At 72.3% G+C, this 21833-nt stretch carries 22 protein-coding genes, 2 tRNA genes and 1 pseudogene; 9 read left to right on the top strand and 16 right to left on the bottom strand.

The genetic code is table 11. The annotated features are described in order from the left end of the window. Window positions 1–176: 176 nt before the first annotated feature. The 4 genes from ACIP9H_RS03905 to ACIP9H_RS03920 form a co-directional block, all read right to left on the bottom strand. On the bottom strand, window positions 177–812 hold the full coding sequence (locus tag ACIP9H_RS03905; protein WP_401583206.1) for an ATP-dependent Clp protease proteolytic subunit: 636 nt from the start codon (window positions 810–812) through the stop codon (window positions 177–179). A 98-nt stretch (window positions 813–910) separates the two neighbouring features. Then, window positions 911–1513: an ATP-dependent Clp protease proteolytic subunit gene (locus tag ACIP9H_RS03910; protein ID WP_319661580.1), complete on the bottom strand. Its 603-nt coding sequence runs from the start codon at window positions 1511–1513 to the stop codon at window positions 911–913. 244 nt (window positions 1514–1757) lie between these two features. Beyond that, a complete protein-coding gene (tig, locus tag ACIP9H_RS03915; protein WP_401582796.1) occupies window positions 1758–3167 on the bottom strand; it encodes a trigger factor in 1410 nt (469 codons plus the stop codon). Between the two features lie 153 nt (window positions 3168–3320). Beyond that, window positions 3321–3397: transfer RNA gene (locus ACIP9H_RS03920), tRNA-Pro, on the bottom strand. Between the two features lie 112 nt (window positions 3398–3509). Here ACIP9H_RS03920 and ACIP9H_RS03925 point away from each other — a divergent pair. The 3 genes from ACIP9H_RS03925 (at window position 3510) to ACIP9H_RS03935 (ending at window position 4481) form a co-directional block, all read left to right on the top strand. Then, a tRNA-Gly gene (locus ACIP9H_RS03925) sits at window positions 3510–3580 on the top strand. Between the two features lie 126 nt (window positions 3581–3706). Continuing rightward, on the top strand, window positions 3707–3892 hold the full coding sequence (locus ACIP9H_RS03930; RefSeq protein ID WP_401582798.1) for a hypothetical protein: 186 nt from the start codon (window positions 3707–3709) through the stop codon (window positions 3890–3892). Window positions 3893–3998: 106 nt separating this feature from the next. Beyond that, on the top strand, window positions 3999–4481 hold the full coding sequence (locus tag ACIP9H_RS03935) for a hypothetical protein (protein ID WP_401582799.1): 483 nt from the start codon (window positions 3999–4001) through the stop codon (window positions 4479–4481). A 27-nt stretch (window positions 4482–4508) separates the two neighbouring features. Here ACIP9H_RS03935 and ACIP9H_RS03940 read toward each other — a convergent pair whose 3' ends face one another. Both ACIP9H_RS03940 and pstS read right to left on the bottom strand, forming a co-directional pair. Then, window positions 4509–5072: a DUF4232 domain-containing protein gene (locus ACIP9H_RS03940; protein WP_401582801.1), complete on the bottom strand. Its 564-nt coding sequence runs from the start codon at window positions 5070–5072 to the stop codon at window positions 4509–4511. Between the two features lie 304 nt (window positions 5073–5376). Next, window positions 5377–7116 (bottom strand): phosphate ABC transporter substrate-binding protein PstS, encoded by a 1740-nt coding sequence (gene pstS, locus ACIP9H_RS03945; protein WP_401582803.1) that lies wholly within the window; start codon window positions 7114–7116, stop codon window positions 5377–5379. A gap of 317 nt (window positions 7117–7433) precedes the next feature. Between pstS and ACIP9H_RS03950 the strand changes: the two genes are divergently transcribed. Beyond that, window positions 7434–7976, top strand: a complete 543-nt coding sequence (locus ACIP9H_RS03950) for a DUF1990 family protein (RefSeq protein WP_401582805.1) — start codon at window positions 7434–7436, stop codon at window positions 7974–7976. Between the two features lie 22 nt (window positions 7977–7998). Here the strand turns inward: ACIP9H_RS03950 and ACIP9H_RS03955 are convergent, their stop codons facing one another. Continuing rightward, the gene (locus ACIP9H_RS03955; RefSeq protein ID WP_401582807.1) at window positions 7999–8841 is read right to left on the bottom strand and encodes a helix-turn-helix domain-containing protein; all 843 of its coding nucleotides are present in this window, start codon (window positions 8839–8841) and stop codon (window positions 7999–8001) included. Window positions 8842–8943: 102 nt separating this feature from the next. Here ACIP9H_RS03955 and ACIP9H_RS03960 point away from each other — a divergent pair, with 102 nt between their 5' ends. Beyond that, window positions 8944–9747 (top strand): SDR family NAD(P)-dependent oxidoreductase, encoded by an 804-nt coding sequence (locus tag ACIP9H_RS03960; RefSeq protein ID WP_401957349.1) that lies wholly within the window; start codon window positions 8944–8946, stop codon window positions 9745–9747. Between the two features lie 73 nt (window positions 9748–9820). On the opposite strand, the gene ACIP9H_RS03965 is transcribed toward ACIP9H_RS03960, so the two are convergent. The 4 genes from ACIP9H_RS03965 to ACIP9H_RS03980 all read right to left on the bottom strand — a co-directional run bounded on the left by ACIP9H_RS03965 (window position 9821) and on the right by ACIP9H_RS03980 (window position 14132). Beyond that, a complete protein-coding gene (locus ACIP9H_RS03965; protein WP_401582810.1) occupies window positions 9821–10393 on the bottom strand; it encodes a hypothetical protein in 573 nt (190 codons plus the stop codon). A gap of 138 nt (window positions 10394–10531) precedes the next feature. Further along, complete coding sequence (locus ACIP9H_RS03970; RefSeq protein ID WP_401582812.1) at window positions 10532–12472, bottom strand: hypothetical protein; 1941 nt, start codon at window positions 12470–12472, stop codon at window positions 10532–10534. A gap of 113 nt (window positions 12473–12585) precedes the next feature. After that, complete coding sequence (locus ACIP9H_RS03975; protein ID WP_401582814.1) at window positions 12586–13455, bottom strand: alpha/beta fold hydrolase; 870 nt, start codon at window positions 13453–13455, stop codon at window positions 12586–12588. A gap of 53 nt (window positions 13456–13508) precedes the next feature. Then, complete coding sequence (locus ACIP9H_RS03980) at window positions 13509–14132, bottom strand: HdeD family acid-resistance protein (RefSeq protein WP_401582815.1); 624 nt, start codon at window positions 14130–14132, stop codon at window positions 13509–13511. A gap of 199 nt (window positions 14133–14331) precedes the next feature. Here ACIP9H_RS03980 and ACIP9H_RS03985 point away from each other — a divergent pair, with 199 nt between their 5' ends. Next, complete coding sequence (locus ACIP9H_RS03985; RefSeq protein ID WP_401582817.1) at window positions 14332–14772, top strand: SseB family protein; 441 nt, start codon at window positions 14332–14334, stop codon at window positions 14770–14772. A 13-nt stretch (window positions 14773–14785) separates the two neighbouring features. Here the strand turns inward: ACIP9H_RS03985 and ACIP9H_RS03990 are convergent, their stop codons facing one another. Further along, window positions 14786–15238, bottom strand: a complete 453-nt coding sequence (locus ACIP9H_RS03990; RefSeq protein ID WP_401582819.1) for an Lrp/AsnC family transcriptional regulator — start codon at window positions 15236–15238, stop codon at window positions 14786–14788. Between the two features lie 116 nt (window positions 15239–15354). On the opposite strand from ACIP9H_RS03990, the gene ACIP9H_RS03995 reads away from it, so the two are divergent. After that, window positions 15355–16359 carry an asparaginase gene (locus ACIP9H_RS03995; RefSeq protein WP_401582820.1) on the top strand — a complete coding sequence of 335 codons (1005 nt, stop codon included), beginning with the start codon at window positions 15355–15357 and terminating at the stop codon, window positions 16357–16359. A gap of 54 nt (window positions 16360–16413) precedes the next feature. On the opposite strand, the gene ACIP9H_RS04000 is transcribed toward ACIP9H_RS03995, so the two are convergent. Continuing rightward, entirely contained in the window at window positions 16414–16608 is a 195-nt protein-coding gene (locus ACIP9H_RS04000; protein ID WP_401582822.1) for a hypothetical protein, read from the bottom strand. A 562-nt stretch (window positions 16609–17170) separates the two neighbouring features. Between ACIP9H_RS04000 and ACIP9H_RS04005 the strand changes: the two are divergent. Then, window positions 17171–17659, top strand: a pseudogene (locus ACIP9H_RS04005) (hypothetical protein); the annotation flags it as partial. Here ACIP9H_RS04005 and ACIP9H_RS04010 read toward each other — a convergent pair. After that, complete coding sequence (locus ACIP9H_RS04010) at window positions 17640–18782, bottom strand: PP2C family protein-serine/threonine phosphatase (RefSeq protein WP_401582824.1); 1143 nt, start codon at window positions 18780–18782, stop codon at window positions 17640–17642. The pseudogene ACIP9H_RS04005 and the gene ACIP9H_RS04010 sit on opposite strands and share 20 nt — an antisense overlap. A 128-nt stretch (window positions 18783–18910) precedes the next feature. On the opposite strand from ACIP9H_RS04010, the gene ACIP9H_RS04015 reads away from it, so the two are divergent. Further along, the gene (locus ACIP9H_RS04015) at window positions 18911–20140 is read left to right on the top strand and encodes a GNAT family N-acetyltransferase (protein WP_401582825.1); all 1230 of its coding nucleotides are present in this window, start codon (window positions 18911–18913) and stop codon (window positions 20138–20140) included. Between the two features lie 85 nt (window positions 20141–20225). Here the strand turns inward: ACIP9H_RS04015 and ACIP9H_RS04020 are convergent, their stop codons facing one another. Then, complete coding sequence (locus ACIP9H_RS04020) at window positions 20226–21050, bottom strand: Fpg/Nei family DNA glycosylase (RefSeq protein WP_401582827.1); 825 nt, start codon at window positions 21048–21050, stop codon at window positions 20226–20228. A 7-nt stretch (window positions 21051–21057) separates the two neighbouring features. After that, on the bottom strand, window positions 21058–21543 hold the full coding sequence (locus ACIP9H_RS04025; protein ID WP_401582829.1) for a ribose-5-phosphate isomerase: 486 nt from the start codon (window positions 21541–21543) through the stop codon (window positions 21058–21060). Window positions 21544–21833: the final 290 nt, after the last annotated feature.

A 21833-nucleotide genomic window follows, 5' to 3' on the forward strand; every position in this document is an offset into this window, starting at 1 on the left:
CCCCTTCGCCTGGGTCCCGTCAGTTCGACGAGTCCTGGTGCTTGCCTATCGACGGTACCTTGCCGCGCCCCCAGTGCGGGCCCCCCTTGGGACGACTGGGTCGTGACCTGCACAACCCTGCCGCCCCAAGAAGGGACTTTCGTGCCTCAAGAGGCCCACAGGGCCTCTTGCGGTCCTCAGACCGCGACGCTCGAACTCTTGCGAGTCGAGACGATCTGGTCGACCAGACCGTAGGAGAGGGCCTCCTCGGCGGTGAGGATCTTGTCGCGCTCGATGTCGTCGCGGATCTTCTCGATCGGGGTGCTGGAGTGCTTGGCGAGCATCTCCTCCAGCTGCGCACGCATGCGCAGGATCTCGTTCGCGGCGATCTCCAGGTCGGAGACCTGACCGCGACCCGTCTCGCTGTACGGCTGGTGGATCAGGATGCGGGCGTTCGGCAGCGCCATGCGCTTGCCGGGCGTACCGGCGGCCAGCAGCACGGCCGCGGCGGACGCCGCCTGGCCCATGCAGACCGTCTGGATGTCCGGCTTGACGAACTGCATCGTGTCGTAGATGGCGGTCAGCGCCGTGAAGGAGCCGCCGGGGCTGTTGATGTAGACCGAGATGTCGCGGTCCGGGTCCATCGACTCCAGGCACAGCAGCTGCGCCATGACGTCGTTGGCGGACGCGTCGTCGATCTGCACGCCCAGGAAGATCACGCGCTCCTCGAAGAGCTTCGCGTACGGGTCGTACTCGCGAACGCCCTGGGAGGTGCGCTCGATGAAGCGCGGGACGACATAGCGGGCCTCGGCGGCGCTCATACGGTCGTACATACCGCTGCCGGGGAAGTTCTGGGTGGTCACGTTCACCGTCCTGATGATGAGCAGTGGGCTGGGGTCGGTCCTGCGGGGCTGATCGGGCTCAGGCCCGGTCAGGCGCCCGTGCCGCCGCCGCCCGGTACGTTCACCGCGTGCGTGATGACGTCGTCGATCAGGCCGTACTCCTTGGCCGCGTCCGCGGAGTACCAGCGGTCGCGGTCGGAGTCGCGGGTGATCTCCTCGACACTACGGCCGGAGTGCTGCGCGATCAGCTCGGCCATGCGCTTCTTGGTGCGCAGGAGCTGCTCGGCGTGGATCTTGATGTCGGACGCCGAACCGGCGAGGCCGGCGGACGGCTGGTGCATCAGGATGTCGGTGTTCGGCAGCGCGAAGCGCTTGCCCGGCGTACCGGCCGTCAGGAGGAACTGGCCCATGGAGGCGGCCAGGCCCATGGCGATGGTGACCACGTCGTTCTTGATGAACTGCATGGTGTCGTAGATCGCCATGCCCGCGGTCACGGAACCGCCGGGGCTGTTGATGTAGAGGTAGATGTCCTTGTCCGGTTCGGCGGCAAGGAGGAGCAGCTGCGCGGTGATCTTGTTGGCGATGTCGTCGTCAACAGGCTGGCCGAGGAAGATGATCCGCTCGCCGAGCAGCCGGTTGTAGACCTGGTCGCCGAGGCCACCGATGGTCGGCTCGCCGGCGGCGGAAGGCATCGGAGTCGTCACGTATCCACCTGCTCGTTGTCGGACGGCGGTGAGCCGTCTCAGGGACTTCTCGTAGGGCACGGGCCCTCGTACTTACGGACCCTAACGCGCAGGTGGGGCCCGGCAATCCCCCACGCGAAACTGTTCGCTGTGAGCGCAGGCTGGCCCTACGCCGTGAGCGAACCCGAGCAGAACGGGCCCGGACGCGGAGGGCGTCCGGGCCCGTTCTACGACGCATCGGGCGGCGCGGGGCTCAGGCCTCGGCGTCGTCCTTCTTCGCCTCGGCCGCGGGCTCGCCGGCGGCCTCGGAGGACGCCTCGACCGTCTCGCCGGTCTCGTCGGTGTCGTCCTCCTCGTCCTCCAGGTCGACGACCTCGCCGTTGGTGTCCTTGACCGTCGCGGCCTCGACCACCAGCGCCAGCGCCTTGCCGCGGGCGACCTCGCCCACCAGCAGCGGCACCTGGCCGCCCTCGACGACGGCCTGGGCGAACTGGTCGGGGCTCATGCCCGAGGAGGCGGCACGGCGCATGAGGTGCTCGGTGAGCTCCTCCTGGTTGACCGACAGCTTCTCCTTGGAGACCAGCTCGTCCAGCACGAACTGGGTCTTGATGCCCTTCTTCGCCTGCGACTCGATCTCCGCGTCGTACTCCTCGCGGGTCTTGCCCTCGCGCTCCAGGAACGTGTCCCAGTCCAGGCCGAGGGCCGGGAACTGGTGGTGCTCCAGGTTGTGCGTGCGGGTCTCGATCTCGTCGGTGAGGAGCTTCTCCGGCAGCGGGATCTCCACCAGCTCCAGGAGGGCGTCGAGCACCTTCTCCTGCGCCTGGGTGGCCTGGTCGTACTGCTTGATGCGCTCCTGGCGCTTGACGGCGTCGGCGCGCAGCTCCTCCAGCGTGTCGAACTCGCTGGCCAGCTGGGCGAAGTCGTCGTCCAGCTCCGGCAGCTCGCGGGACTGGACGGAGGTCACGTCGACCTTGACCTCGGCCGTCTGCCCGGCCGCGGAGCCGCCCTTGAGCTCGGAGGAGAAGGTGGCGGAGCCGCCGGCCTCGACGCCGGTCACGGCCTCGTCGATGCCGTCGAGCAGCTCGCCCGAGCCGATGGTGTAGCTGACGCCCTTGGCGACGCCGTCCTCCAGCACCTCGCCGTCGACCTTGGCCTCCAGGTCCACGACGACGACGTCACCGTCGGCGGCGGCGCGCTCGACCACCGTGGTGGACGCGAAGCGCTCGCGCAGCTGCTCCAGGGACTTCTCGACGTCCTCGTCCGACACCTCGATGGGGTCGACGGTGACCTCGATGCCGGAGTAGTCCGGGATCTCGATGACCGGACGGATGTCCACCTCGGCGGTGAACTTCAGTTCCTCACCGTCGTTGAACTCGGTGATGTCGACCTCGGGCTGGCCCAGGACGTTGAGCTCGCCCTCGTTGACAGCCTCCGTGTAGAACTTCGGCAGGGCGTCGTTGATGGCCTCTTCGAGGACCGCGCCGCGGCCGAACCGCTGGTCGATGACACGCGCGGGGATCTTGCCCTTACGGAAGCCCGGCACCGTGACCTGCTGGTTGATCTTCTTGTACGCCGCGTCGAGGCTGGGCTTGAGCTCCTCGAAGGGCACCTCGACAGTGAGTCGAACCCGGGTCGGGTTCAGAGTCTCGACGGCGCTCTTCACGGTTGGGTCTCCTTGGGGGCTTTACGTTGATGGGCGGCCGCTCGGTGATCATGCGGATTCGGCGAATGCGGTCGCATGCCGGGTGGCCGACAACCCATCCTACCGGTACCACAAACGTGCGGCCGGGCCTCTCCGGCGCATGGCGCCGGGGACTGGTCGGGGTGGCCGGATTCGAACCGACGACCTTCCGCTCCCAAAGCGGACGCGCTACCAAGCTGCGCCACACCCCGTCGGTGCGACACGTAGAGTACATGCCCCCGCACACCCTGGCGCCCATATATGCGGGTGCGCGGAAGCCAGGTCGATCGGCTACGATGCGGTGTGCCAGAATGACTGGCCGTTGCGGGCGTAGCTCAATGGTAGAGCCCCAGTCTTCCAAACTGGCTACGCGGGTTCGATTCCCGTCGCCCGCTCTGTGAGGCGAAGGCCCAGGTCAGGGGAGGTTTTCCCCGGCCTGGGCCTTCGTCGTTCCCGGTCCGGTCCGGGACGCCGTGCCACGCACGTGCCACACGGGTCACGTCGGCCGTCATGATGTGGGCGTGACACACCGCATCGCGCTCTCGGCATTCGGCGCTCTCGTCGGCCTGGGGCTTCTGGGCGTCTTCGTCCGGGACTCCCTGTCGGGGGCTTCCCTCGTGTGGCCGGCCGTTGCGGCCGCCACCTCCGCCGCCGCAGTCCACACGCTCGTCCGTGACGTTCGCGACGCCCGTCGCCGGGCCCGCTGAACCGCGCAAGCCGTCGCCCGTACGGCTCAAGCCGCGGTTGATCCCCCCTTGTCGTACCCGGCACCTACGGTGACCGCCACCGGTCGAGAACCACGAAAGGCGAGCCATGGGTGCCAGCGGGTGGGACTACGTCACTGCGTACCGAGGAAGCCTCCGGGCGACGCTGACAGCCCTGCACGGCGAGGTGTTCCAGGAGCTCTACGGCGGCGGCGAGGAGTACGGGAGCCTTCAGGAGCTCTACGCCGACGAGGAGTTCATGGGCGAGGAGGGCACGCACTCGATCCTGGACATCGAACGCGTCGTCGAGACGAAGAGGCGCCGGCGCAATCCTCGATCGCCCGAGCACGGCACGATTCGGCCGCTGGCTCCCGCCCCGCTCATGCATCACTTCGGCACCGAACGTCCGACCGTCGACCAGTTCAATGACGCGCTGGCCCGGTCGTACGAGGCGATGGACACAAGGCGGCCGGGCGAGGAGGACACGACGCTGCTGGGTGAACTCCGGGCGCGCTGGACGGGCTTCTGCGTGCTCCTCCACACCGACGACCGGCCCACCCATGTGGGCTTCTTCGGCTTCTCCGGGGACTGACACGCGGTACGGCCGCCACGCCCTGCGTCACTGGTGGGTGGCCAGCCGGGTCCCGAACGTGGTGACCTCGATGAGCCCGTCGCACGGCTGCAGACCGGGCTTCGAGAGGACGACGGGGCGTGCGTCGTGGGGGACCCTGACCTCGGCTCTGAGCGGCGATTCGGGGACCGGGTGAGAGCAGTCGATGGACAACGAGTTGAGCCACAGCAAGTCGAAGGACGTGCTGTGCCCGGGGGAGAGCACGACGTCCGCAGGCGGCCGCAGCCGCGAGCGGACCGTTGTGAGACGCCGCTGTTCGTTCAGTCTTGTTCCCGGCGGACACGACCGGGTGTGCGGGGTGGGCCCGGGGAGGCAGATCGACACCATGTCGTAGCCGTAGAAGATCAGACCGGGCCAGCCGTTGAGCCGGCACGTCGACCGGCCCGCGTTGCGCAGCAGGACTCTGGTGACGGTCTGTTCCCCGTACTGGCCCGAGAACAGCCCCGGGTACGCGGTCGAGGCGGTGAGGTCGGGGGCCGAGCAGTCCCGGATCTCGGGGGTCGTGGGCGTCGTTGCCGTTGCAGCCGCGGTTGTCGCGGAGAGGGTCGGCAAGGCCGCCGCGGTGGCGGACGGGCGCGTGACAGGGGTAGTGGGGGGAGTCGGGGCCGGGGAGGGCGTGACGGCCGGGGCGGCCCGGCTCGGGACCTGCCCGTCGACCGACGCCGGTACACCGGCTGGCGCGGCACATCCCAATGCCGTCAGTAGCAGCGTGCAGGCCGTTGCGTGTCCCCACCGTCTCCCCATGCGCCGCAACGTAACAGCGAGGTCCGCGGTGTGCGGAGGCGGTCCCGGTGTCAGGGCCGCGCGCCCGCCGCAACGAGCGTGCGGCGGACACGAGCCCTTCCGTGGGTGCGGATCAGATGGCGGTCAGCGTGAGGACCGCGGTGTACGTGCCGGCCGGGGTGAAGGTCGGGGCGTCCAGGTCGAGTCTGGCGCCGAGTTCCGTGGTGCCGAGGCCGATGCCCATGGCCAGGGTCCGGGCGTCCTTGAGGCCGGTGCCTCCGGGAGCGACCGGGTCGCCCGCGATGACCGTGTGGACGTTGCCGTGGTCCAGGACGGTGGGGGCCCAGGTCAAGTGGCTCGCGTCGATGACGTGGCCGGCCGGGTCGGTGAAGTCGCCTGCCTGGGCGCTGACGACCCACATGTACTCGCCCGGGCGGGTGTCGGTGACGGTGACCGGGGCCATCTGACCCGAGGTGTGCAGGAACTCGCCCGACTCGTCGAGCAGCGGGGTCGGCAGCTCCACGTGCGGGTCGCCCGCGACGGACATCACGAGCGCCCCGGGTTCGAGCGTCGTCCTGATCAACTGCTCCGCGCCAAGGGCGGGCCCGTCGCACGAGGGACCGCTGTCCACCCGGTCGCAATCGGACGGGTAAGGGGCCGTCGTGACGAACGGGTTGGTGCCGTCGGCCGAGTAGGTGGGGTTGCGGCAGTTGCTGATGTCGATCGACTCGACGTTGACGCCGGGGATCTTGCGGACCTGTTGCAGACCGGCCTGCACGAGGTTGACCGGCAGGGGCGAATAACCGAGGTCGTCCACGTTCTGCTGGCCCTGGCAGAGGAAGTAGTACGCGAAGGCGCCCAGGGCCTGGCCCTTCTGGGCGGTGAAGTGCGACTCCAAGGCGGTCGGGACGATCATGTAGCTGTAGCTGGAGAGCGGATAGGCACGCGGGTCGGTGTTGTTGTAGACAGCGTCGAGGTTCTGCGTCGTGTCCTGGCCGATCCGCGCCTTCGTCAGCGCCACCGCGACGTTCCGCGGCGTGGGCGCGACGTAGTACCCGGCCTTGTTGAGCACCTTGGCGACCGGGTAGCCGGTGGTGTACTTCGCGTACGAGTACTCGACGTACGTGATGGTGCCCGCGTTGCGGGCCTGTGCCACGTAGCCGGCGACGCCGTTCGAGCCCGCCTGGGCAATGACGCCGGTGCCCGGCGCCAGCGGGTAGTCCGAGGTCGTCCCGCAGGGGGTGCTGCGGCCGGCCCGGGCGCAGTAGTCGTTCCACAGGGACGGGTACTGCCTGCTCATCCAGGTGCTGAACTGCGCCGTGCTGCCCGAGCCGTCGGAACGCACCACAGGGACGACCGGGCGGTCGGGCAGCTTGGCGGCGATCGCGGGGTTGTCGGCCTTGATGGCGGGGTCGTTCCAGCTCGTGATCCGGCCGGTGAAGATCTTGGTGATGACGTCGCCGGACAGCCGCAGGTCGGTCACCCGCATGCCGTCGATGGTGAGGTTGTAGAGGAAGGACGTGCCACCGGCCGTGATCGGCAGGTAGGCGAAGTTGCGGGACGGCGGCGCGTCGGTGCCCGAGTCGTCGACACCGTAGGGGATCTCGGAAACGGCGTAGTCCACCGTGCCGTTGCGGTACTGGTTGCGGCCGTCGGAGGAACCGGTGCCGCTGTAGCTCACCGTCATGCCGTACTGCTTGACGTAGGCCCGCCACTGGTCGAGCGCGTTCTGGCTCCAGGTCGACCCGGCGCCCGAGATCGGCACGTACGTGGCGGCTGTTGCCGGGCCGGCGCCGAACAGGACGCCGGCCAGAAGGGTGAGAGCGGTGACGACTCTCAGACGCGCGAGAAATGCCGGAAGCGAGCCGGGCATGGTGAAGGACTCCTGGTCGGTGCGGTCGCGTGCGGGCCGACGTGGTCGCTGAGGGGATGAGGCGGGTTTCGCCTGTTCGTGCGTGGTGCCACGCTGCCCCGCTCCCCCCTGTCACGGCGCACGGTGTCCGTGCCCGCGGCGCGATCGGGGGCCCACCCCCTGAGCCCGACCGCATCGCGCAAGAATGCGCGCCTCGCCGCACGCCGGGGCGACGGACAGGTGAAGGACAAACGAACGCGCCGCAGGTGATCCACCGAACGGGCTGTAGCGTGCAGGCATCACCACCGTCATCCGTTCACCGTCCGGCCGGAAGTGCCATGCCCCCTCACCGCGCAAACGGCCTCACCTACGGCTCCGTCGGCGCGACGCGACCGGCCGAGGAGCACTGGGCGGCCGGGCGCACGGGCCTGCGCCCGTACGCGTGCACCGTCGTCATCGGTCACGGGGAGCGGGACTGGCGTGCGGCCGCCGACGCGGTGCTGCACTGGGAGGTCAAGCGGCGCAGCGGCTTCACCGTCACGGGCTGCGCGGGGGCCGGGGAGCGCGTCACCGTGGGGGCCGAGTACCGGATCACCGCGGGCCGCGGCCCGTTCACGGTGCGGGAGCCGGTGCGCGTCGTGGCGGTGGTGGACCTGCCGGATCGCTGCGGCTTCGCGTACGGCACTCTGCCCGGGCATCCCGTCCGCGGCGAGGAGGCCTTCGTCGTCCACCGCTCCCCCGACGGCACGGTCGCGCTGACGATCCGCTCCCTGACCCGTGCCGCTCCGGACGGTCCGTGGCGGCCGCTGTTCCCGGTGCTGCTCGTGGCGCAGCGGTTCTTCCGGCTCCGCTACCGGCGTGCCCTGATGGCGTCGTCCTGAGAGAACGCCGGGGCGTCGCCGGTCACGCGCGGGACACGGCGTTCCAGCCGGCCAGCATCGGCAGGACGCGGGCGGTGGGGGAGTCCGGTTCGGCGGTGTAGACGACAAGGCGCTGGTCCGGCTCGTGCGGCGCGCACACGATCTCGATCCGGAAGGTCATCGGACCGGCGGCGGGATGCTGGACGCGCTTGGTCACCGACGCGTAGTCGCGCACGGCGTGGTCGTCCCACCAGCGGGCGACGTCCTCGTCGGTCGCCCGCAACTCGTCCACGAGCGCGGTGAGGCGGCCGTCCCCCGGGCGGCGGGCGATCTCCCGGCGCATCGTGGCGACGGTGGCCGAGGCGAAGTCCGCCCAGTTCACGATCCGTTCGCGCGCGGCCGGGTCCTGGAACATGAAGCGGACGAAGGACGTCCCGGGCTCCAGCGGACGGCCCAGCACCTCCACCAGCAGGGCGTTGCGCGCCAGGACCTCGCCGCGCAGGCCGAGCAGCAGCACCGGGACGTGGTCGAGCGTCTGCATCAGCCGCAACAGCCCGGGATCGGGTCGCTGGGCGACCCGCGAGGCCGCGGCGCGGCGCCACGCGGTGGGCGCCGCGAGGTCGCGGAGGTGCGCGTGCTCGACCTCGTCCAGGCGCAGCGCCCGGGCCAGCGCGTCGAGCACCTCGGGGGAGATGTTGGCCTGGCGTCCCTGTTCGAGCCGGCTGTAGTAGTCCGGGCTCAGGCCCGCCAGCACGGCCAGTTCCTCGCGCCGCAGCCCCGGCACCCGGCGGGCCCCGGGGAAGGCCTCGATGCCCGCCTGGGAGGGGGTGAGGCGGTCCCGGCGGGAGCGCAGGAACGCCCCGAGCGCGGCGCGGTCGCGTGGCATGGCTCCAGCGTAGGCGGCCTCCCGGCGTCCTGGGTGGTCCTGCCGTGCCCAGGTTCCTCCTGACCTGGCCCGATGTCCGCGAGGCGTCCTAGAACGGAAGGCATGACTACTTCCCTTCACACGAACCACAGCACCGCCTCCGCCCCCGGATCCCGGCTGGCCGGCCGCACCGCGCTCGTCACCGGATCGACCAGCGGGATCGGCGCGGCGATCGCCCGCGTCCTGGCCGGAGAGGGCGCGCACGTCGTCGTCAGCGGCCGGCAGGCGGCGGGCGGAGCACGCGTCGTCGACGAGATCCGCGGGGCGGGCGGCCGCGCGGACTTCGTCGCGGCGGATCTGGCAGGCGGCTACGCGCAGTTGCGCGCCTTCGCCGCGCGGGCGGCGGACGTGCTCGGCGGACGCGTCGACATCCTGGTCAACAACGCGGGCATCTACCCGGCGACGCGCACCGAGGACCTGCCGGACGCGGACCTCGACGCCATGCTCGCGGTCAACCTCCGCGCCCCTCACGTGCTCGTGGCTGCGCTGGCGCCAGCCATGGCCGCCCGGGGCGGCGGCGCCATCGTCACCGTCGGCTCCTGGATGGCCCGGGTCGGCACCCCCTATGCGGCGATGTACACCGCGACCAAGGCGGCCGACGAGCAGCTCACCCGCAATTGGGCCGCGGAGTACGGGCCGCGCGGCGTGCGGGTGAACACCGTCGCGCCCGGGGCGACCCTCACGCCGGGCAACGAGGCGGCCCGTGCGGAGCTCGACGCGATGACGGCCGCCACCCCGGCGGGCGTCGTCGTGCGGCCGGACGACATCGCCAAGGGCGTCCTGTACCTGGTCAGCGATGACGCGGCCATGGTCCACGGCATCACGCTCCCCGTGGACGGCGGCATCTCCGCCGCCCGCCCGGCCTGAGACGCCACGTCGCCCCGGGCTGCGCGCGCGGAGGACGTTCCTTCGGTCCCTGCGTGCGCGCCGGCGGTGCGGGTCACCACGGCCGTTCCGGGTCCGTCTCCGCGAACTCGAAGGGCTGGAGCGACGCGGCCGCCAGGACGACGAAGCTGCTCATGGCGTAGAAGATCGCGACTCCGGCGGTGAGGGGCCGCCACTCGGCCCTGTCGTACTCGGCGTCGGTCAGGACGACCCGTTCGCCGCGCGGGTCCGCGGCGTCCTTCCGGACGACGTAGTGGACACCGTGCGCGTCCGTCCTGACGTCCTCGGTGCCCGCTCCGGCGAAGCCCAGCACGGACAGCGCGAACACCACGGCGTAGAACCACTTCAGGCGTGCGGGCAGGTCCCACACGAACCACAGCAGCCGTCCCCCGTTCCCCCGGCCGAGGAGCCTCGCGGCGCTGCCGGAGTGCAGGGCGCGGAAGAGCGCGGCGCCGAAGACCGGGAAGACGGGGAGCACGAGAGCGGCCATGGCGGCACGGGGCACGGAGTCCGGGCCCGACAGCCAGGTCACGGCGGTGAGCAGCAGCGCGAGCACGCACAGCCCGCAGGCGAGAAGGAAGTGCACGAGACGGCCGCGCTCCAGCCCCAACGATCCCCACCAGTCCACGAGTAGGGACGATAGACGTTCGCCGTGATCGCGGTCCAGGGTGTGCGCGCCGCACGTCTCCGCGCACCGTGGGCGGTTCGCCCGTGGCGCGGGAGCGCGGGGCCGTACGCCGACCGCGTCCGCGGCGGTACCGGTCCCTCAGTCCGCGACGTCGATCCCGGCGAACCCCGCCCAGTTGCGCCCGATGCGCGCCCAGCGGGGCAGGGCGGTGGCCGGTCCGCCAGCCGGCGGCGGCTCGTCGCGCAGCCGGCCGGTGAACAACGGGCGCAGATCGGTGTCGCGTTCGGCCCAGGCGGCGGAGAACTGGCTGCGGGTGACGCGGAGGCTGCAGTTGAGCTGGGCGACGGCCGCGCGGGCGCAGTCCTCGCGCCACTCGTCGCCGGACCAGGTCACCGACCCCGCGGGGGGCGCCGCGTTCAGCGCGAGACTCAGGAAGCATGCGGCGTTGTAGTAGACCAGGTATCCCGCGGAGGCGCGGTTGGGCACGCGGTGGCCCGGGGCCGGGCCGGTGATCAGCGCCTCGGCGTGGGTGCGCGCACCGGGTCCCCCGCGGTGCCACGGCCGCGGCGCGGGGGCGCCGTCGCCCGCGTGGCCGCCGCCCCGCCGGTGGTCGGCGTGGAGCATGCGGCGCATCCCCCAGTCGGGCCCGCCCCACAGCCGGCCCCAGCGGGCCCACACACCGCCCGTCACCTCGCCGGCCACGGTGGCGAACGCCTCGCGCAGCCGGTCGGGATCCGGCCTGCGGTTCATCCGCAGTTCCTCGGCGGCCTCGGCTATCCGCACGGCCGCGAGGAAGGAACGGCGGCGGGTGCGCAGCGCCGGGCGGGGCCGCTCCATGGCGAACCACTGGCGCCAGTAGCGGCGTTCGCCGAGGTTGCGGCGGCCGAGGAGCCAGGTGCGGGCGTAGCGGCGGGCGATCGCCGACCACGACAGCCGGTTCAGGAGCAGCCGCAGGTGCTCACGGGAGTCGCGCTCGTAGTCCTCGGGCCGGTGGCGGCCGCCGGTCCGCGCGCGGTTCTGCTCGGCGCAGGCGATGGACAGCCGGTAGGCGGTCTCGACGTGCTCGGGCCACAGCTGGATGCAGTCCTCGTAGATCTCGATGGCGTGCTGGATGTGGGCGGCGGGCTCCTCCGCGCCCCCGTCCTGGCCCATGAGCTCCAGGACACCGGCCTGGTGGAGCCGGACGGTGAGGTTCCCGGGGACCAGCGCGGCGGCCTCCTTGTAGTGCCGCAGCGCGTGCCGGTAGTGGGCGAGCTCCTGGGCGTGGTCGCCGCGCTTCTTCGCCGCCAGCGCCTCCTCCTGCGCGCGTACGCCCATGCGGTGGAAGCGGTACGAGTCGTAGTCGTCGCCCCAGCTCTCCCAGCGGGGGATGCGGTCCTGCGAGCGCGGGTCGCCGAGGATCTTCACCGTGCAGTAGCAGGCGATGCGCTCGTACAGCCGGCGGTCGCGCCGCCGGACCTCCTCGTCCGCGGCGTCGGGGCCGGTCTCCTCGCCCTCCATGATGGTGGCGGCCACCACGGTGTTCTTGGGCATGTAGAGGACGCGGACCGAGAAGCGGGGCGGTTTGTCGTCGGCCGACAGGCAGTGCAGCATCACGTGGTACGCCCGCGGCCGGAAGAGGGCGAGGCGCTTCATCACGTCCACCCAGCCGTGCGGGGAGGACGTCGTCTCCGGCGCCGGGTCGGGGCCGGTGGGCGTGCCGCTGCCGGGGGTCAGGACGCGCGGGCCGAGCGCGTCGGCGGCCATGTGCTCCGTGATGTACGCGGCCAGTTCCCTCGTGCGCGCGGGCTCCTCGGCGTGGCCGGGGGCGGGCGTCCCCGCGCCGTGCCCGCCGCCGTTGCCCCGGTGGCCGCCCGCCTGGCCGCCGAGCAGGCCGCGGTCCTCCGAGACCACCACCGGCAGCAGTCGGTTGCTGCGGTGCCGCAGCAGCAGGCCGGAGCCCAGGCGTACGGCGACCACGATCACGATCACCGCGAAGATGCCCAGCACCCACACGGCGGTGCCGCCCGACTGCTGCCAGAAACCGTCCCAGAAACCGGCGTCATCGGCCGTGCCGGACGCCGCGGATCCCCACCCCATGGCACATCCCCCCGTCACACTCTCCCCGAACGCATGTTTCCCGCCACGGGAGATCGACAATCCGCCACGTGCGCCGGTGCCGACCGCCGTGCGCCGGGGGGACGTTCGCGGGATCAGCGACCGGGTGCGCCGCCGCCCTCCGCCGCCCGGTCGGCGAGCCAGTCGAGCACCCCGGGAGCGGCGGCGAGCACCGAGACATGGCCCTCCTCCGGCAGGACGCGCAACTCGGCGGTGGGCATGCGGCGGGCGAGCCACGTCGCGTGAGCGGCCGGGACCATGCGGTCCTGCCCGCCGTGGAGGAGGAGCACGGGCGTGCGGACGCCGGCCGGGTCGAAGCCCCAGGGGGCGACGTAGGCGAGGTTGTCGTCGATCATGCCGTCGGGTCCGCCCTCCAGTGCCCGGCCGGCCACCCCGGCGAGCCAGGCCCATTCCGCAGCGAGCGCGGAGCGGTCGGCGGGGGTGAACATCTCCGGGTCGAACTCACTGGTGGCCAGGTACTCCTCCAGCGGGCCCCGGCCCGCCGCCGACGCGCTCAGCTCGGCCACGCTCGTCGGGCACATCCCGGCGAGCCAGTCGAGCCCCTCGGCGCCGTACGGGGCGAGGCCGGACCCGCTGACCGTCGCGGCCACGCGGTCCGGGAGCAGCGCGGCGCACGCCAGGGCGTGCGGGCCTCCGCCGGAGTGGCCGAGGACGGCGAACCGGCCGATGCCGAGGGCGTCGGCGACGGCGGCGACGTCCGCCGCCGCGGCCGCGATGTCCCGGCCCGGCTGCGGGGTGGAACCGCCGTACCCGGGCCGGTCGTACGAGAACCAGCGGATGCCGCGCTTGCGCGCGGCCTCGAAGAGCGGTTCCGGCGGCTCGCCCACGTTGGGCGTGCCGTGCAGCCAGGCGACGGCGAGGCCGTCGCCGCCCGCCGCCGGACCGGTGTCGTAGAAGTGCAGGGTGCGTCCGTCGCGCAGTGTGGTGTCCGCTTCGGTGACCATGCGCCGAGTCTAGGAAGGGCCACTGACACCCGTACGGCGTTCGGCCGCGGTGCTCAGCCGGCCGGCTGGTGGGCCGCCGGGAGGCCCGGCCGGTGGTGGGCCGCCAGCGCGCGGATGTGGAAGGCGTGGACGATCTCCGCGACGCCGAGGACGACCAGCCACACTCCGGAGACCAGGGTGAGGGCGGCGAGGGAGCCGAAGGGCGAGACGATCAGGACGATGCCCGCCACAAGGGTGATCGCGCCGAAGAAGATCTGCCAGCCGCGGGCCGGCAGGCCCTCGGTGGAGACCGCCGCGGCGACCAGCATGATGCCGCGCAGCAGCCAGCCGAAGCCGATCCACAGGGCGAGCAGCAGCAGGGACTGCGCGGCCCCGCGGAAGCAGATCAGGCCGAGCAGGATGCTCAGGGCGCCGGTGACGAAGTGCAGCACCCGCATTCCGCCCGGCACGTGCGGGCCGAAGGCGCCGGCCAGCTGGAACACGCCGCTGATCAGCAGGTAGATCCCGAACAGGACACCGATCACGAGCAGCGTCTCGCCGGGCCACGCCAGGACGCAGACGCCGAGGACGATCGCGGCGACGCCTGCGGTGAGAAGGACCTGCCAGCCCCTTTTGGACAAGGCGGCGAGGAATCCCGCCGGCATCCCGGCGGCATCCTGGTGAGGGTTGGTGGTCATGACACCCGCCTTTCGCGGAAGGAGCCGAGGACCCTGCGGGAGCCCATTCATCGTGCGTCCCCCCGGGCACGCCCGCCAGCCGTCCACATTGTTCAAAGGGGGCCGCTTATGCGGCGGGCCCCCGGGCAGGCGCCCGTGAGTACCACTGGACCCCGCCGCCCGCCGACGAGGTGGATGCGGAGGGCCGAGAGGAGACTTCATGAACGCCCCGACGCCCCACGAGAACCACCGGGCCGGCGAGAGCTTCGAGCACGCGGCCCCGCCCGAGGACGCGCCGTCCGCGCAGCAGATCGCCGAGACCGAGGCGGTGCTGGCCGACCTGGCGGGCAGGACGGCCCTGCTGCCGCAGGTGCCGCCGGCCGAGGGCGAGCCGGCGCGTCCCGAGGGGGCCGTCTCGCTGCCGGTGATCGAGCAGGACGGGACCCAGTACATCCCGGTCTTCACGGCCGAGGAGACGCTCGTGGCGGCGGGCGGGGACCCGGCGACCGCGCTGCGGATATCCGTTGCCGAACTCGCCGCCAACTGGCCGGCCGACGAGCTGTGGCTTGCGGTCGACCCGTCCACGGAGGAGGGCCTGGCCCTGCCCCCTGACCTGGTGCGGGCGCTGCCCGTCTTCGCCGGGGCCGCCGGGGACGCCTGACAGCGCGGCCCGCCTACTCGACGGGCACGCCCCGCGGCCCCTTGATGCGTTTCATGATCATCTGTGAGTTGACCTCGCTCACCCCCGGCAGCGAGATCAGCGTCTCGGTCCAGAAGCGCTCGTAGGCGTCGCTGTCCTTCACGGCGATGCGCAGCAGGCAGCCGGGCGCGCCGTACAGCCGGTACGCCTCCACGATGTCCGGGGTGGCCCGGACCTGGGTCTCGAACGCCTCGACGGACACGCGGTCCCGGCGCACCTCCACGGAGGCGAAGACCTCGAAGCCGCGGCCCACGGCGGCCGGGTCGACCACCGCGCGGTAGCTCCGGATCACGCCGTCCTCCTCCAGTTGCCGCACCCGGCGCAGACAGGGCGAGGGGGTCAGCCCGACGCGGGCGGCGAGTTCCTGGTTGGTGAGCCGGCCGTCCGCCTGGAGCTCGCGCAAGATACTTCTGTCGATGGCATCCATGTCGGCGATTTCTACCACGCCTGCGCGATCTACGCGGGCTGATTCGCAATCGCGTGCCGGAACCTTGCGCATATCCTTGCGGCGGTTGACTGGGCGCGCACGCGAGCGAGGGACACGTGAAGCACATCGTCGTGATCGGCACCGGCGGCACGATCGCCAGCCGGTGGCAGGGGGTCGGTTACGCGGCCGAGGCCGCCGGCCGCGAGGTGCTGGCGGCGGGAGCGGTCCCCGAGGGCGTCGACGTGACCGTCCGCGACCTGTTCACGGTGAACAGCTCCCAGCTGACCACCGCCCACCAGATGCTGCTGCTGCACACGGTGCACGAGGTACTGGCCGACCCGGCCGTGGACGGCATCGTGGTCACGCACGGCACCGACACCATGGAGGAGTCCGCCTTCCTGCTGGACCTCCACCACGACGACCGGCGACCGGTGGTGTTCACCGGCGCCCAACTGCCCCTGGACGCCGTCGACGGCGACGCCGCGGGCAATCTGTACGACGCCCTGCTGACCGCCGCGACCGCCCAGGACGTCGGCGTGGTCATCGCCTTCGGCGGTTTCGTGCACGCCGCCCGCGGCACCGTCAAGGCGCACACGCTGGACGTGCAGGCCTTCGCGGACCCGTCGGGACGGCCGCTGGGGCGGGTCAAGTTCGGCGAGATCGCCTGGGACGGGCCGCACGCGCGGGCCGCCGCGCTGCCCCTCCCGGGCACCGGGACGCCGGCACCGCGCGTCGACGTCGTGATGCACCACGTGGACGCCGACCCGGTGCTCTTCGACGCCGCGCTGACCGCCGGCGCCCAGGGCATCGTGCTGGTGGGCACCGGCGCAGGCAACGCCACCCCCGAGTTCACCGAGGCCGTGCGGCGGGCGGTGGACGCGGGCGTGCTGGTCGCCGTGAGCACCCGGGTCGCGGCCGGGCCGGTCGCGCCGATCTACACCGGCGGGGGCGCCGTGGACCTCGCGGCGGCCGGCGCCGTACTGGCCGGCACACTGCGCGCCGGACAGGCCAGGATCGCGGTGCTCGCCGCGCTGCTGTCGGCGACGGACCCCGCGGAACGCGCCGAGGCACTGCGGCGCATCGTCGGGACCGCGCAGGAGCGGACGCCCGCAGGCGTCTGAGCCCGCGTCAGCTCCACTCCCCAGGGGGCGGATCGGGCCGTCCGGCCCGCACCGTCAGAAGTTGATCTGGTTGATGGTGTCCGCCAGCGAGTCCAGGAACTTGGTGATCGCGGGCGCCATGCCCGTGGAAGCAAGGAAGAAGCCGAACAGGGCGGCGATGATCGCCGGTCCGACTTTGAGTGTTTTGCCCCTGATGAGCACGACCATGATGATCGCCAACAAGAGCACCACGGACAGGGAGATGGCCACTGGGGATCACATCCTCGGTCTGACGCCTCATCGTTCCGGGGGAACAGCGGCAGCCGCGCCCCCGCGACGTCCATCGTGCCACCTGCCACCGACACCGAGACCCCGCAGGGCTCACCTTCCCCGCAGACCGGGGGCGCACACCTGTGACGCGGGGCACCCGCCCGCCCAACGGCCGCCGCGCGGCGGCATCCCGCGTCCTTCCGGCAAGGCGATTCCGGTCATTGCACTGCCCGTCGCACATGAATGTCCGTCACATCGTTGTCGTACACATTCAGTTGACGCACGCACCGTCACCGCGGGTACCGGAAGGTGGGTATTCCCTCCCGTTCAGCCCTTTTGACGCAGGACATCAACGGACGAATACGACATCGGGATGGGAGGTCAACTCCGGGGCAGCCGAGACGTCATCCGCATTCCAGAGAGAATTCACGCGACAGGTTTCAGCTCGCCCTGGTGCCTCGAATGTTCCAGCCCCCGCAGGAGTTCGACGGCACGTCCCCGCCGCCGGTCCCCCGCGGGACCACCGGGCCCGGCGGTGCCCGCTCCCCCGGCGACCGCGACCCGTCGCCTCGTCACCGGTGTCGTCGTGCCGTACGTGCTCTTCGAGACGGCGTACGGCCTCTTCAGGCGCTGGGCGGAGCACGACCCGTCGCAGCCGATCAGCATCTTCGATCCCTGGTACCTGACCTGGTTCCTGGTCGCCCTCGGCGCGGTGGCGACCGCCGGGCTCTTCTGCCTCTCCCTGCTGCTGACCGCGTGCTTCTTCGCATGGGTGCCGCGCCGCCGCACCTGGTTCACCGCCCTGGGAGCCGGGACGCTGTACGGCTACCTGCTGCACGGCTTCGCGGTGAAGACCGCCCTGTCCCTGGGCTGGTTCGACCCCCCGTGGGTGCACACCGCGCCGGGCAGGGTGGCGTGCACCCTGATCGCGGCCGCCGTGGTCAGTGCGCTGTGCACGCCGCCGGTGCAGAGGCTGTTCCGCTTCGCGGTGCAGCCGCGGATGGCCTGGGCGTTCCGCCGTACCGAGACGGTCAGTCCCGGCACACGATGAGCAGGGCGCGGTCGTCGTTGACGTCCTTGGCGACCGCCTCGATCAACTGCCAGGCCGAACCGCGGAAGCCGTGCGCGACATAGCGGTCGGCCTCGCCGATGAGCCGGTCGATGCCCTCGGCGATGTCGCGTCCGGCGGCCTCCACCAGGCCGTCCGTGAACAGCAGCAGGACGTCGCCGGAGCGCAGCGTGCCCTTCACGCCGTGGAACTCGGCACCGTCGTACACGCCCAGCAGCGGGCCCTCGGCGGCCTTCTCCTCCCAGCGGCCGGTGCCGGCGCTCAGCTGCATGCCGGGCAGGTGCCCCGCGGAGAGCAGTTCGTAGTCCCCGGTCTCCAGGTCCAGCACCAGGTGGACGGAGGTGGCGAAGCCCTCGTCCCAGTTCTGCCGCAGCAGATAGCCGTTGGCGGCCGTGAGGAAGGCGTGCGGCGGGAGCGAGCCCAGCAGCCCGCCGAAGGCGCCGGACAGCAGCAGGGCCCGTGAGCCCGCGTCCATGCCCTTGCCGGAGACGTCGGTGAGGACGGCCTCCAGGATCCGCCCCCCGGTGGTGCGGGTGGCCACCACGAAGTCGCCGGAGAACGACTGGCCGCCGGCCGGGCGCAGCGCCATCTCCGCGTGCCAGCCGTCCGGCAGCCGCGGAATCCTGCTCTGCACCCGGATGCGCTCGCGCAGGTCGAAGAGCATGGTGCCGCCGCGCATCCAGGGCACACCGACCCGGGCGCGGAACTGGGCCACGACCAGCCCGGCGAGCGCGACCGCCGCCACGACCAGCACGGTGCCCGGGGTGACCCGGCCCACGCCGTCCCGGTACGGGCCCAGCACCGCCGACTCCACGACCAGCGCCACCGCCGAGCTGCCGTACAGCAGCAGCAGGCTCGACGGCCGCAGCAGCAGCCCGCCGAGGAGGACGGGGAGCACCAGCGTGGTGGGCGGGCACCACTGCGGGGCGAGCACCGTGCCCCAGGCGATCACGGGGACGCAGAGCAGCAGGACGACCAGCGCGAGCCAGTCGGCGGCGTCCCCGCGGAAGTAGTCGACCGCGGATTTGCGCAGGCCGACGCGGGCCTGGTGGGCGGTCCTCCCCCACCTGGCCCTCAAGCCGTCTCCTACCGGGCGTTGTGCCATGTTCCCGGCGACCCTATCCACTGTCACCCGTTCTCCGCAGCGCAGGTCCCCCCGGCGGTTCGCCGTCCCGTCGCAACCCGCGGCGAAAATCGCTCGCCGGTACGGGAGGCCGCTGGTAGTCAGGAAACATGACGGTGGACTTGCGGGTACTCGAACCCGGGCAGTGGGACACGTGGTTCGGCACGCTGGAGCGGGCCTTCGGCAGCGCGGCGATGCCGGCGGAGGAGCGGGACTTCGACCGCTCCGTGACGGAGACCGGGCGGTCGCTGGCCGCCTGGGACGGCGACGAGATCGTCGGCACGGCGGGGGCCTTCTCCTTCCGGCTGACAGTGCCGGGCGGGGTGGTGGTGCCCGCGGCCGGCGTGACGATGGTGAGCGTGGCCGCGACGCACCGGCGCCGCGGGGTACTGACCGCGATGATGCGGCGGCAGCTGGACGAGGTGCGCGGGCTCGGTGAACCGCTGGCCGTGCTGACCGCCTCGGAACCGGCGATTTACGGCCGCTTCGGCTACGCGGTGGCCACCGACCAGATGATCGTGGACATCGACACCGTGCGCGCCGGCCTGACGGTGCCGAACGGCGCCGACGACGTGACACTGCGCTTCGCGGACCCCGAGGCGTCGGTCCCGGCGTGCGAGGCGGTCTACGCGCGACTGGTCCCGGGCCGCCCGGGCATGCTGGAGCGGCGCCCCGGATGGGAGCGCAAGGGGGTGCTCGACCCGGAGGCGTACCGCGACGGGGCGTCGAACCTCCAGTGCGTGCTCGCCGAGCGCGACGGCGAGGTCGTCGGCTATGTGCGCTACGCGGTCAAGAGCTCCTGGAACGCGCACGGCCCGGACGGCACGGTCGTGCTGCGCGACCTGGAGGCCCTGGACCCGGCCGCCCGCGGCGCCCTGTGGCGCTACCTGTTCGGCATCGACCTGACCTGCCGGATCACCTCCCGCAACCGCCCGGCCGACGACGCGGTCCTGCACATGGTGGAGGACGTGCGCCGCTGCGGCGTGCGCTTCAAGGAGGGCATGCTGCTGCGCCCGGTCGAGGTGGGCGCCGCACTCGCGGCCCGTACGTACACCGCGCCGGTGGACGTCGTGCTGGAGGTCACCGACCCCTTCTGCCCCTGGAACGAGGGCCGGTGGCGGCTCTGCGGCGACACCAAGGGCGCCTCGTGCGAGCGCACCACCGACCCCGCGGACCTCGCGCTGTCGGCGCGGGAGCTGGGCGCGGCGTACCTGGGCGGCACCTCGCTCACCGCGCTGGAGCGGGCCGGCCGGGTACGGGAACTGCGCGGCGGGGCGGTGAAGGAGACGTCGGTCGCCTTTGCCGGCGACATCGCGCCGTGGCTGCCGCACGGCTTCTAGGGGCGGTTCCGGGCCGTGTCGTCGCATGCCCTCCCCCGGCCGCCGCTGGGGGAAGGCGTCCGACGGCACGGCGCCCAGGGCGGTCCTAGCCGCGGCCGCCCGCGGCCGGCTGGCAGCCCGGGCACCAGAAGAGGTTCCGCGCCGCGAGGGCGGCGGTGCGGACCTCGGTGCCGCAGACGAGGCAGGGCATGGCCGCGCGGCGGTAGACGTAGACCTCGCCGCCGTGGTCGTCGACGCGCGGCGGCCGTCCCATGGCCTCCGGCGTGTGCTCGGGCCGGACGGTGTCGATCCGGTTGTTGCGCACGCCCTCGCGCATGAGGGCCACCAGGTCGTCCCAGACCGCGCTCCACCGCTCGCGGCCGAGGTCGCGGCCCGCCGTGTACGGGTCGATGCCGTGCCGGAAGAGGACCTCGGCGCGGTAGACGTTGCCGACGCCGGCGACGACCTTCTGGTCCATGAGCAGCGCGGCGACGCTGGTACGGCTGCGCGCGACACGGGACCAGGCGCGGTCGCCGGTGTCCGCGGGGCGCAGGGGGTCGGGGCCGAGGCGGTCGTGGATCGCCTGCTTCTCCCCGTCCGTGATCAGCTCGCAGGCGGTGGGGCCGCGCAGGTCCATGTGGTGGTCGCGGGTGGCCAGCCGCAGCCGCACCTGGCCGACGGGCGCGCCGCCCGGCCCGGCGCCGAAGGCGCACTTGCCGTACAGGCCCAGGTGGACGTGGACCCAGCCGAGCGGCCCGAAGCCCAGGAACAGGTGCTTTCCGTGGGCCTCGGCGCCCAGCAGCACCTGGCCGTCCAGCAGTGCGGCGCCGTCCGAGAACTTGCCCTGCGGACTGCTCGCGCGGACCGCGTGGCCGCCGAAGCGCTCCTCGTGGTCCGCGGCGAGGCGGTGGATCGTATGCCCCTCGGGCATGCCCGGATCAGCTCTCCCGGGGGTCGGCCGGGACGGGCGGCAGTTCGCCGGTGGCCTCGTAGGCGGTGAGCATGGCGATCCGGCGGGAGTGGCGCTCCTCGCCCGAGTACGGCGTGCCCAGGAAGACCTCGATGAAGCGGGTGGCGTCCTCGCGGGAGTGCATGCGGGCACCGACGCTGATGACGTTGGCGTCGTTGTGCTCGCGGCCCAGGGTCGCGGTCTCCTCGCTCCAGGCGAGCACGGCGCGCACGCCCTTGACCTTGTTGGCCGCGATGGCCTCGCCGTTGCCGGAGCCGCCGATGACGATGCCACGGCTGTCGGGGTCGGCGGCCGCGCCCTCGGCGGCACGCAGGCAGAACGGCGGGTAGTCGTCCTGGGCGTCGTAGACGTGCGGTCCGCAGTCGACGGGCTCGTGGCCGTTGGCCTTGAGCCACTCGACGAGGTGGTTCTTCAGTTCAAAGCCGGCATGGTCGGAGCCGAGGTACACGCGCATAGCGTCGAGTGTGGCACGGCCACCCCCGAGGGTGCCGCCCCGGGTGCTCCGATTGACGTCCTCCCCGCCGCCCCAACGGGCGGGGATTTCTGGCTCACGTGGGCTGGGGACCAGCAGTCCGCCGGCTCTTGCACGATCGGCACCAGCCGGGTTGGGACCAGCCCGGACCAGCATCACGTGGGCGATGCGCAGCCGACTCCGCCGCTCCGCGGCTCCGGCCTGAGCACCCATTCCTCCCCGGCTCGACGGCCCGGGTCTCCCGGGAGAAAACAGGTGAGGGAGTGATGGCC

It is taken from the genome of Streptomyces sp. NPDC088732, assembly GCF_044751205.1.
Lineage (GTDB): Bacteria > Actinomycetota > Actinomycetes > Streptomycetales > Streptomycetaceae > Actinacidiphila.